12 protein-coding genes are annotated in these 9760 nt (G+C 70.5%); 8 read left to right on the forward strand and 4 right to left on the reverse strand.

Features of this window, described 5'->3' with window-relative positions:
- Nucleotides 1-1446, reverse strand: a 1446-nt coding sequence (locus ACLEQD_RS29200) for a glycerol-3-phosphate dehydrogenase/oxidase (RefSeq protein WP_410388499.1), incomplete at its 3' end; no start/stop codon positions are given.
- A gap of 207 nt (nucleotides 1447-1653) precedes the next feature.
- Between ACLEQD_RS29200 and ACLEQD_RS29205 the strand changes: the two genes are divergently transcribed.
- The 4 genes from ACLEQD_RS29205 (at nucleotide 1654) to ACLEQD_RS29220 (ending at nucleotide 6248) form a co-directional block, all read left to right on the forward strand.
- The gene (locus tag ACLEQD_RS29205) at nucleotides 1654-2064 is read left to right on the forward strand and encodes a hypothetical protein (RefSeq protein WP_410388501.1); all 411 of its coding nucleotides are present in this window, start codon (nucleotides 1654-1656) and stop codon (nucleotides 2062-2064) included.
- A 649-nt stretch (nucleotides 2065-2713) separates the two neighbouring features.
- Nucleotides 2714-4651, forward strand: coding sequence for a TonB-dependent receptor (locus ACLEQD_RS29210; RefSeq protein ID WP_410388502.1), 1938 nt, complete (start codon nucleotides 2714-2716; stop codon nucleotides 4649-4651).
- The gene (locus ACLEQD_RS29215) at nucleotides 4651-5421 is read left to right on the forward strand and encodes a hypothetical protein (RefSeq protein ID WP_410388504.1); all 771 of its coding nucleotides are present in this window, start codon (nucleotides 4651-4653) and stop codon (nucleotides 5419-5421) included. Before ACLEQD_RS29210 ends, ACLEQD_RS29215 begins: the two co-directional genes overlap by 1 nt.
- The gene (locus ACLEQD_RS29220; RefSeq protein WP_410388506.1) at nucleotides 5418-6248 is read left to right on the forward strand and encodes a hypothetical protein; all 831 of its coding nucleotides are present in this window, start codon (nucleotides 5418-5420) and stop codon (nucleotides 6246-6248) included. Before ACLEQD_RS29215 ends, ACLEQD_RS29220 begins: the two co-directional genes overlap by 4 nt.
- 55 nt (nucleotides 6249-6303) lie before the next feature.
- Here the strand turns inward: ACLEQD_RS29220 and ACLEQD_RS29225 are convergent, their stop codons facing one another.
- Nucleotides 6304-6495: a hypothetical protein gene (locus ACLEQD_RS29225; RefSeq protein WP_410388508.1), complete on the reverse strand. Its 192-nt coding sequence runs from the start codon at nucleotides 6493-6495 to the stop codon at nucleotides 6304-6306.
- 215 nt (nucleotides 6496-6710) lie between these two features.
- On the opposite strand from ACLEQD_RS29225, the gene ACLEQD_RS29230 reads away from it, so the two are divergent.
- From ACLEQD_RS29230 to ACLEQD_RS29240, 3 genes are read left to right on the forward strand one after another with little or no spacing between them, the layout of a single operon-like run.
- Entirely contained in the window at nucleotides 6711-7208 is a 498-nt protein-coding gene (locus ACLEQD_RS29230) for a hypothetical protein (protein ID WP_410388510.1), read from the forward strand.
- A 26-nt stretch (nucleotides 7209-7234) separates the two neighbouring features.
- Nucleotides 7235-7579, forward strand: a complete 345-nt coding sequence (locus ACLEQD_RS29235; RefSeq protein ID WP_410388512.1) for a hypothetical protein — start codon at nucleotides 7235-7237, stop codon at nucleotides 7577-7579.
- A 9-nt stretch (nucleotides 7580-7588) separates the two neighbouring features.
- Nucleotides 7589-8557, forward strand: coding sequence for a tetratricopeptide repeat protein (locus tag ACLEQD_RS29240; protein ID WP_410388514.1), 969 nt, complete (start codon nucleotides 7589-7591; stop codon nucleotides 8555-8557).
- A 14-nt stretch (nucleotides 8558-8571) separates the two neighbouring features.
- On the opposite strand, the gene ACLEQD_RS29245 is transcribed toward ACLEQD_RS29240, so the two are convergent.
- Complete coding sequence (locus ACLEQD_RS29245) at nucleotides 8572-8871, reverse strand: tetratricopeptide repeat protein (protein ID WP_410388516.1); 300 nt, start codon at nucleotides 8869-8871, stop codon at nucleotides 8572-8574.
- A gap of 30 nt (nucleotides 8872-8901) precedes the next feature.
- Here ACLEQD_RS29245 and ACLEQD_RS29250 point away from each other — a divergent pair, with 30 nt between their 5' ends.
- Nucleotides 8902-9102, forward strand: coding sequence for a SlyX family protein (locus ACLEQD_RS29250; protein ID WP_120527568.1), 201 nt, complete (start codon nucleotides 8902-8904; stop codon nucleotides 9100-9102).
- A 10-nt stretch (nucleotides 9103-9112) separates the two neighbouring features.
- Here the strand turns inward: ACLEQD_RS29250 and ACLEQD_RS29255 are convergent, their stop codons facing one another.
- Entirely contained in the window at nucleotides 9113-9559 is a 447-nt protein-coding gene (locus ACLEQD_RS29255) for a hypothetical protein (protein WP_410388518.1), read from the reverse strand.
- Between the last annotated feature and the right edge of the window lie 201 nt (nucleotides 9560-9760).

The following is a 9760-nucleotide window of genomic DNA, read 5'->3' on the forward strand; positions in this document are numbered from 1 at the left end:
CTCCGCCAGCGGCTCGGCCAGCGCCGGCGTCTCGCGCGTGAGCGCCCACACCGCGCGCCAGCGGCTGCCATACGCGCGCACCAGGTGCTCGCCGGTGGCCGCATCCCCCACCTCCTGCCGCGCCGCCTCCAGCTCCGCGTCCAGCTTGAGGAGGTCGCCGCCGGGAAGGGGCTGCTCGTGGGTGACGGGCTTCTTGTGCGGGAGGGCCAGGTGGCGCTCCACGGCGTTGACCACGTCGCGGGCCATGACCCGGAAGGTGGTGAGCTTGCCGCCGCTGATGGCCAGCACGCCGGACGGGCTCACGTCGATGGTGTGCTCGCGGCTGGCGCTGCCCGGGTTGCTGTTGCCGTGGTAGCCGCTCGCGGCCAGCGGGCGGATGCCGGCCCAGGCGCTGACCATGTCCTCGCGGGTGAGGTGGGCGTCGGGGAAGAAGGCGTTGGCGGAAGCGAGCAGGTAGGCCACGTCCGCTTCGCTCGCGCGCACCTCGGCCGGGTGGGCGCGGGTGGCCGTCTCCGTCGTGCCAATGAGGGTGAACGCGTCCGAGGGCAGGATGAACATCACGCGGCCGTCCACGGGGGACAGCAGCGTGAGCGCGTCCCCGATGTTCAGCCGCGAGCGGGGCACGGCGATGTGCACGCCCTTGCTGCCGCGCACCGAGGGGCCCGTGCGCGCCTTGTCCGAATCCAGCTGGCGGATCTCATCGCTCCACGGTCCGGTCGCGTTGACGACGGCGCGAGCGCGCACGGTGTGCTCCAGGCCGGTGAGGTGATCCACCACCACCGCGCCCTTCGCCTTGCCATCCTCCAGTACCAGCCGCTTCACGGAGGCGTGGTTGAGCACCACCGCGCCGGCCTCGCTCGCGCCCAGCGCGTTGGCCAGCGTGAGGCGCGCGTCGTCGGTGGCCGCGTCGTAGTAGCGGGCGCCGCCCTTGAGCCCCTCGGCGCGGATGCCGGGCTCGGCCTCCACCACCTGCTTGAGCGACAGGCGCTGATAGGCCTTCACGTTCCGGAACAGGGACAGGGCGTCGTACAGCATGAGGCCCGCGTTGAGCTTCCAGCGCGGCACGCGCGCCCCCGCGTAGACGGGCCAGACGAAGGCCAGCGGACGCACCAGGTGCGGCGCCAGGGTGAGCAGGCGGCGCCGCTCGATGCTCGACTCGAAGACGAGCCCCAGGTGCCCGTGCTCCAGGTAGCGCAGGCCGCCGTGGATGAGCCGCGACGAGCGGCTGGACGTCCCGCTGGCGAAGTCCTCGCGCTCCACCAAGGCCACCTTCAGGCCCCGCAGCGCCGCGTCCCGAGCTGCACCCGCGCCCGTCACCCCGCCGCCAATCACGAGCAGGTCGAAGGACTCGCTCCCCAACGAGCGCAGGCGGTCAGCCCGCGACGGTGGGGCGGGAACCTCCGTGGAGGCAGGAAGCGAACGGAGCACGGCGGATTCAGAACGCACGCCAGGAGTCTATGACGGGAAGTCTTCGGCCGCAGCGGATTCCAATGCAATGCGTCAAGAGGTCCACGGGGTCATGGCACTGGGTGGCGGGACACTGTCCGGCAGCGAGCGGCGGTGGCGGCCTTGCGTGTCCTGGGGAGGACGGATAGGCAGGCGGTCGCCTCACCTCCCCCGTCCTGGACGCTCTGCCGCCGCCCCCGAACCGCCGTGTGGGACTCCCGAGACCGACGTGACCTGGCGTTCCTGGGACTGTGGGTCCTGGTGTACGGGCTCGCGGTGGCGCCGGTGCTGCACGCGGTGGTGGGCCACGGTGGAGGCCTGGGGCGCCACGAGCACGGAGCCGCCAGCCACGTCCACCGCGCCCAGGCTGCAAGCGATGCGGCGAAGGCCACGGGTCCGTCGGAGTCCGGGCAGGGCACGCTGGACGGAGCGACGCGGGGGCATGGCCACCAGCACCTGACGGGCTCGGTGGAGCACCTGCTGGCGGTGGCGGCGAATTGGGCGGTGTTTTCGCCGCCGAAGCCGCGCCAGGTGTCCTGGTGGGTGGAGCTGGCGAGGGGCCCGGAGTGGTCACCGGGTCAGCGGTTGCGGTCCGCGGCGATGCCGCAGGGCCCCTAGTGACATCCGGGCACTTCGGACTTCCGTAAGGATGACTTGCGAGCATGCGGACCGTCTGGCCTGGGCCAGACACGGCCCTGCGTGAGCGTGTGTCCCCAGCCATCTCATCCCGCGTGACCTGGAGCGCGTCGCGACGCGAACCGGGGACGTGTCGCCGTCTCCTCGTGCATCCCCTCCCGTGACCATGTTGCTCATCGCGTTCGCCACGCTCTCGACGTGTCTTCACGCAGCCCCGCCTGTCGCAAAGGAAGGGCCGCGCCCGGAGGCCACCGGCCACGCGGTGACAGAAGCCACGAAGCAACAGCAGCAACCCATGATGCGGCAGCCCACGGAAGCACCGCCCTCCGGCCAGGCACGCGCGACATCGTCCGAGCAGCGGACACCGGAAGTCCCCAGCCCCAGCGAAGCAGACGCAGCTCCCGCCGAGCAGACATCCTCAGAAGCCACTAGCCCTGGCAATGCGGTTGCATCGCCCGCCGAGCAGCCGCCGACGGAAGCCCTCAGCCCCAGCGACGCGATCGCATCGCCCGCCGAGCAGCCGCCAACGGAAGCCTCCAGCGACGCAGTCGCCTCTCCCGCCGGGCAGCAGCCGGCGGAAGCCCCCGCCACCACGCCACCGCCGGAGTCCTCTGGCAAGCAGCGCTCCACGGTGGTGCGAGGCACACGTCCCGCGCGGAGCGCCTCCGAGGTCACGCTGGGCCGGGACATCCTCGACACGGCACCGCGCACGAACGCGACGGACGTGCTCCGCGTCGTCCCGGGCCTCGTGGCCTCGCAGCACAGCGGCGAGGGCAAGGCGCAGCAGCTCTTCCTCCGGGGCTTCGACGCGCTCCACGGGCAGGACGTGGAGCTGAACGTCGGAGGCCTGCCGGTGAACGAGGTGAGCCACCTCCACGCGCTCGGCTACGCGGACACCAACTTCATCATCCCGGAGCTCGTCCAATCCCTGGAGGTGACGGAGGGCTCCTACCGCGCGTTCCAGGGGGACTTCGCGGTCGCGGGAACGGTGCGCATGGACCTGGGCGCCCGGGAGAAGGGCGTGGAGTTCGCAGGCACCCTGGGCCAGTTCAACCAGCGCCGGCTCGTCGTGACGGTGCGCCCCGGCGAGGACCCCGGCACCTTCGCGGCGGCGGAGCTCGGAGAGAGTGACGGCTTCGGTCCCCAGCGAGGCTACGGCCGGGCCGCGTTGCTCGCCCAGGCGAACCTGGACCTGGGCCACGGCCTGAGCGCGCGCATCCTGGGAGGCAGCTACGTCACGCGCTTCGACTCCCCGGGCGTGGTGCGCGAGGACGACCTCGAAGCTGGGCGCCGCACGTTCTACTCCGGCTCCTTCCCACGTCAGGGCGGCACGGTCTCCAGGCATCAGCTCCTCATCGGAGTGGACCTGCCACGTGAAGGCACCGCGCGCACGAGGCTGGAGGCCTTCGGAATCCTCTCGGACCTGCGCCTGCGCAACAACTTCACGGGCTACCGCGTGGACGACCGGGGAGACGGCCTGGAGCAGACGAACGACGGCTCCACGCTGGGCCTGCGCGCCGAACACCGCCGACAGGTCATCCTCTTCGACCGCCCCGTCGCGCTGGAGCTCGGCCTCGGAGGAAGGCGCGACGGAATCCACCAGACGCAACGCCGTTACCGCGAGACGGACGGCACCTTCTTCGCGGACGAAGTGGACGCGGACATCACACAAACGGATGTCTGGGGTTACGCCGAAGCGAGGCTCCCCCTGGGCCGCTGGGCCCTCCGGCTGGGAGGCCGGGCCGACGCGCTGGGCGTGGAGGTCTTCGACGCGCTCGCCTTCCGCGACCCGCGCTACTACGACGGACAGGGCTATTCGCGCAGCGCCTTCGGAGTGCACTGGGGAGCCAAGGCCGGCGTCGAATACGCGCTCACGGACACCTGGGCCCTCTTCGCCAGCTACGGGGACGGCTTCCGTTCTCCGCAGGCGCGGAGCCTCGCGGAAGGAGAACAGGCCCCCTTCGTCAACGTGCACGGCGCGGAGCTGGGCACCCGGAAGGAAGGAGAACGTCTGTCCTTCCAGGCGAGCGTCTTCGGCTCGCAGGTGGCGGACGACTTCTTCTTCGACCACACGGTGGGCACCACCGTCTTCACGGGAGAGACGCTGCGCACGGGCATCTCCGCGGCCCTGCAGGCGCGCCCGCTCGAAGGAGTCACCGCCGCGCTGAGCGCCACGGTGGCGAACGCGACGGTGACGAGGACGGACGCGAAGCTCCCCTACTTCGCGCCGCTGGTCGCGCGAGCGGACGTGGGCTGGGAGAAACCATTGCCCGGCATCGGATCCGTCTTGTCCCTGGGCACGGGCCTCACGCTCATCGGGCCGCGCCCCCTCCCCTACGACGAATACAGCCACACGGTGTTCCTCGCGGACGTGCAGGCCGCGCTGCGCCGGGGAGCGCTCGCGTTGCGGCTCGACGTGAAGAACCTGCTCAACACGCGTTGGCGCGACGGCGAGTTCGTCTACAGCTCGCGCTTCGACCCCACCTCCCAGCCCAGCCTCGTGCCGGCCAGACATTTCACTGCGGGGTCGCCACGCGTGGCCTCGCTCACCCTGGAGGTCCATCTGTGATGAACCCACTCCCCGCCCCGCTCCGAGCGCTGGCGCTGACCGCGACCCTCTTGAGCCTGGGCTGCGGCGGCAAAACGGAAGCAGAGCGCCGCGCCTTCGCGGTGACGATGACGGCGACGGCGCCCACGGCTCCCAACGCGTACGGCTGGACGGTGACGCCCGAAGCCGCGCAGCTCTCGGTGGGCTCCGTGCGCTTCTTCGAAGGCCGAGTGCTCTTGTCGAGCCGCGCCCCGCGCTTCGACTGGTACTCGCTCATCGGAGGCACCGCGAACGCGCACCCCGGCCACTACGTCCCCGGCGACGCGCTGGGAGAGGTGCTGAACGTCCAGACGGTGGACCTGCTCGCGGGCGGCAACCTGGGTGACGCCAACGCGGTCACGGGCTCGTACGGCTCGCTGGAGCTGACGCTCGTGACGCCCACGGCGGCCACGGACGCGCAAGGCGTGCTCGCGGGCCACCAGGCGCACGTGCGTGGCACGGCGACGCACACGTCCGGAGCCACGGTACGCTTCGACGCGACGGTGGACCTGCCCAAGGCCATCGAAGGCGTCCGCTTCGAGCGGGACCTCCAGCAGGAGGCCGGCTTCGTGCGCATCGCGGTGGACCTGGGGAGATGGACGGACCGCATCGACTTCGCCACCGCGTCGCTTCCGGACGCGGCCGGCGTTTCCACCTTCCCCGCCGGCAGCCAGGCCCAGAACGGGCTGGTGCGCGGCGTGGAAGACACCAGCGCCTACGTCGTGACGTGGGTGGAAGGAGCCGCGCAATGAAGCAGCATTGGCTGATGGGAGTGTCCTGTCTCGCCGGGGTCGCCTGCTCGTCGGGTCAGGGCAACGTGACGTTCACCACGTACGGCGAGGACTTCATCGAGAAGCAGATCCCCGCCAGCGCCTTCGAGGACGGCTGGAGCGTGAAGTACGACAAGTTCCTCGTGAAGCTGGGCGAGGTGAAGGTTGCCAACCACGAAGGGGAGACCGCCGCCGAACAGACGGCCGCGAAGGTGTACGACGTGCACCGTCCGGGACCTGTGGACGTCGCGAAGTTCAACGACCTCGCCGCCGAGGAATGGGACGAGGTGAGCTACGCCATCGCGCCCGTCGCGGACGCCACCGCCGGCAACGCGGACGCGGAGGACGTGACGCGGATGAACACCGAAGGCTGGTCCGTCTACGTGGAGGGCACGGCCACCAAGGGCACCGTGACGAAGCGCTTCCACTGGGGCTTCGCCACGAACACCCTCTACGAGCACTGCGAGAACGAGGACATCGGCAACGGCGTGACGGTGCCCAAGGGCGGCACGGAGACGGTGCAGCTCACCCTCCACGGCGACCACCTCTTCTTCGACGACCTCCAGTCGTCCGACGCGAAGATGCGCTTTGACGCCATCGCCGGAGCGGACAGCGTGGGCATCGTCGGTCCGGACGGTGAAGTCACGCTCGACGAGCTGGGCCTGGTGGACCTCACGTCGCTGCCGTCGAACCAGTACGGCACGGGAGGCGCGGGCAGCGTGCGGACGCTGCGCGACTTCGTGACGGCGCTCGTGCGCACCGTGGGCCACTACCGTGGCGAAGGCGAGTGCTCGCCGCGCGTCCGCTGACCCATGACCGCCAGAGGGGCCGGCCCGAACGCGCGGCCGGCCTCTCCGGTTGTGGTCAGCGCTTCGAGGAGTCGTCCCCGCCCGTCGTGCCACCGCCGTGCGAGGGCATGTGGGACGGCGGGTTCGGAGGACGGTTCGGGTTCATCTGGTTCGCGCGGTTGTCCTGAGCGGACTTGTGCTCCGGGCGCTCGGGGTTCTTCGTGTTGGAGCGCTGATCATTCGGGTTCGGGGTCTTGTGCTTGCTCATCGTTCTGCGTCCTCCCTGTGTCCGGACATGGGCGCCCGGACGAAGGCACGGTAGGGAGACGCGCCCGGGAAGCGCAGGGGCCCAGCGGGCGCTGCACAGTGTCCGGCACCAGTCGCTCGGGCTGTCGTTCCGGGACCGGGAGCGCCGGGCGCGCTTTGCTCCGGATGCGAAGGAGGAGGCGGATGCCTACTCCTGAACCCAGGGAGGTACGGCGCGTGAAGACGGTGACCTACGAGCGCAGTGGCCGGACGAACACCGGCGCGCAGGCGCTGCGAGTGGAAGGCCTGAAGCACCTGCGCGTCCTGGAGCAGGGCGAACCGGTAATGGAGCGGGACCTGACGCAGGAGGAGATCCGCCGGCTGGGGCCCTTGCTGGAGACCCTCCAGCGGGAGCCCGAACCCGCCACCCTCGCGCCCCAGGCTGGAGGCCCGGACGGGCTGGCGGTGACCCTGGCCTTCGAGGACGAGGAGACGCCCCGGCTGAGGCTCGCCACGGAGCGGCTGCCCGCGAAGGGCGCCGGGGGCGGGTATGATCGCCTGCTCGCGGAGCTGGACGCCCTGCTGACGGCGGAGCTCCACGCCCGGGCCCCCGCCACGCCCACGCCGTCCTGCCGCACCAGCTCCGTCACGACGAATGACGGGCGGGCCGCACGGCCCGTGAGGGCCACGTCTGCCAGGGCACAGCAGGGAAGCAACCGGGGCAGGTTGCCCTGACGCCCCGGTTCTGACAGACAAGCAGCATGAAGCGCGTGCAGTTCTCCGTGCACCGCACGGTCGGAGAGGCACGGATGTTGGCGGGGGCCCTGGAATCAGCCGGGCTCTCGGTCGACATCCGCGGCGAGTCCCTGGTCCCGCTGAGCGGTGAGATACCGAGCACCGAGGCCTGGGTGGAGCTGTGGCTGTGGTCCGAGGAGCTGGAGGCCGGGCGCCAGGTCCTCGGGGAGCTCCAGGCGAACCAGGAAGCCGCCAGCCGTTCGGTGACGTGCCCCCGCTGCGGCGAGGAGAACCCGGCGAACTTCGAGCTGTGCTGGAGCTGTGAGCTGGAGCTTCCCTCGGGCCTGCGCCCCCACCTGCGCGCCGTTTAGAAACCCCTCATGAGCGAGGCAACGAACGAACCGGGGCAGCGGACCGGCCGGCGCTGGAACCAGGGGCTCCGAGGCGTCCTCTGGGTCTGCGGCGTGGCGCTCGCCATCCACGTCATCCCCCTGTTCCTGCCCCGCAACATGCCCGAGCAGGAGCTGGCCATCGCCCGGGCCACGGAGAACGTGGAAGGCCGCCTGCGGTTCCTGGTGCCCCTGAAGCACAACGACAAGGCCACGGCGGCGGACCTGCGCACGGCGGCGGAGCTCCTGCGCGAAGGAGCGCCAGCGGAAGCCCACGACCTGGCCCTGGAGGCCGAGCGAAGGGACCCGAACGCGCTGGAGACCCAGCTCCTGCTGGCGCGCATCTGTGACCGGGAGCGCATGACCCGCTGCGTGGAGCAGTCGCTCGGCAAGGCCCGGAAGCTCGCGCCAATGGACCCACGGGCGGAGCTGCTCCGGGCGGACCTCAGCGAGGAGAAGGGCGACATCGAGGGCGCCACGGAGGCCCTGTCCCGGGCCTACAGCCAGGCACCCGGAGATCCGCTCGTCGGCGTGCGCTACGGCCGGCTGCTCAGCCGGATGGGAAGGCCCGAGGACGCCCTGAAGGTCTTCACCTCCCTGGAGGGGAAGGTGCCCGCGGCCCGGCTCCTGGTGGAGCAGGGGCTGGTGCTCACGAAGGAGGGCCGGAGCCGCGAAGCCGTAAGGCTGTTGCAGCAGGCGGTGCAGAAGGACCCGAAGCTCGCGGAAGGCCACTTCCAGCTAGGCATCGCCTGGTTCCAGTTGGGCAACGCGGACGCCGCGGAAGAGGCGCTGCGACAGGCGGACCGCCTGGACATCTCCGACACGCGGGCGCTGGCCACCCTCTGCACCCTCCAGGTGAAGGCGGGGAGGCTCGAGGGAGCCCGCCAGACGCGCACGGACCTGGAGCGGCGCTTCCCCCAGCGGATGGACGCCATCCGGGAGCAGTGCCGGCTGCCCTGAAGCGCAGGGCATGCTCAGCGAGGCTCCTGTCCCCGGATTTGCCGGAGCATCCGGGCGGAGGCGATGACCGGCGCGTCCACGGAGCCGTCGGCCCGTTCGGTGCGCACCACGGCCTGGAGGAAGGGGATTGCCTCTTCATCCCGGCCCTGCTGGAAGAGCAGCTCCCCCAGCGCGAACCGGGCGAGGGTGAGGAGGACCAGGTCCTCCGCCGCCACGGCGGCATCAATGGCGTCACTCAGCGCGGACTCCGCCAGCTCGGGCTGTCCGCGTCCAAGCAGCTCACGGGCGCGCTGTAGGTATTCAAGGGTATTCATGGGCACGGTCCCCGAGCGGAGGAGACGGCAATGGAAGACAAGCGCCTGGTCGAGCTGGAAATCCGCTACACGCAGCAGCAGGAGCTGCTGCAGGAGCTGAGCGACGTGCTCTACCAGCAGGGGCGCGTCATCGACGCGCTCCAGGCAGAGCTGGAGCGACTCAAGCGCAAGCTGGACGCCGAGCCTGGCCTGGTGGACGCCCGTCAGCAGGAGCGTCCCCCGCACTACTGAGCCACGGCCTCTAGAACTTGTAGCCCAGCCGCAGGCCGATGATGGGATTCGGATCGAGGTAGCCCACCTCGACCCCGATGCTCGCGGCCTTGCCCTGGAGGCCAAAGCCAAACGCCGCGTGGGCCTTGAAGGTGTCACCCTTGAAGAAGATCCACGGGCCCGCGAGCCCCTCGATGTAGACGGTGCGGCCCACCGTCGCACGCAGCGAGATGTCCAACGGAACGCCAATGATGTTGCCATCGGTGACGAGCACCGCGCCGAAGCGGGCCCCCACGAAGAGTGGACCCGCGACATGCCCTTCAACGCCCAGCGTGAAGTTGAAGGCCGCGCTCGTGTCCACCCAGTAGTCCGCGCCGACGCCCAGGCGAACTCCAGACTGCTGTGCCTTGGATTCAGCGGGTACCAGCAGGAGCCCCAGAGCGAACAGTCCGGCGGCGTAGATTCGAAGCAGCTGCATGCGAGAGGCTCCTGTCCAGAGAGGGGGAAGGAGCGCCACTCAAGCAAAAGCAGGCAGGGTCAGGCCAGCCTCAAAGCCGGCCCTCCGTACGTTCGCACCCCGTCGGATCAATCCACGACGACGCGCACGGCAATGCCGGGTGTCACAAGCCCGCAAAGACAAAGCCCCTGGCGCCTTGCGGCACCAGGGGCTTTCAAAAAG

Source organism: Corallococcus sp. 4LFB (genome assembly GCF_046520365.1).
Classification (GTDB): Bacteria; Myxococcota; Myxococcia; order Myxococcales; family Myxococcaceae; genus Corallococcus; species Corallococcus caeni.

Bases quoted from the DNA above. Each gene is read 5' to 3' on its own strand.
- ACLEQD_RS29215 (WP_410388504.1), top strand. From the start codon at position 4,651: ATGAACCCACTCCCCGCCCCGCTCCGAGCGCTGGCGCTGACCGCGACC.
- ACLEQD_RS29220 (WP_410388506.1), top strand. From the start codon at position 5,418: ATGAAGCAGCATTGGCTGATGGGAGTGTCCTGTCTCGCCGGGGTCGCC.
- ACLEQD_RS29225 (WP_410388508.1), bottom strand. From the start codon at position 6,495: ATGAGCAAGCACAAGACCCCGAACCCGAATGATCAGCGCTCCAACACG.
- ACLEQD_RS29235 (WP_410388512.1), top strand. From the start codon at position 7,235: ATGAAGCGCGTGCAGTTCTCCGTGCACCGCACGGTCGGAGAGGCACGG.
- ACLEQD_RS29240 (WP_410388514.1), top strand. From the start codon at position 7,589: ATGAGCGAGGCAACGAACGAACCGGGGCAGCGGACCGGCCGGCGCTGG.
- ACLEQD_RS29245 (WP_410388516.1), bottom strand. From the start codon at position 8,871: ATGAATACCCTTGAATACCTACAGCGCGCCCGTGAGCTGCTTGGACGC.
- ACLEQD_RS29250 (WP_120527568.1), top strand. From the start codon at position 8,902: ATGGAAGACAAGCGCCTGGTCGAGCTGGAAATCCGCTACACGCAGCAG.
- ACLEQD_RS29255 (WP_410388518.1), bottom strand. From the start codon at position 9,559: ATGCAGCTGCTTCGAATCTACGCCGCCGGACTGTTCGCTCTGGGGCTC.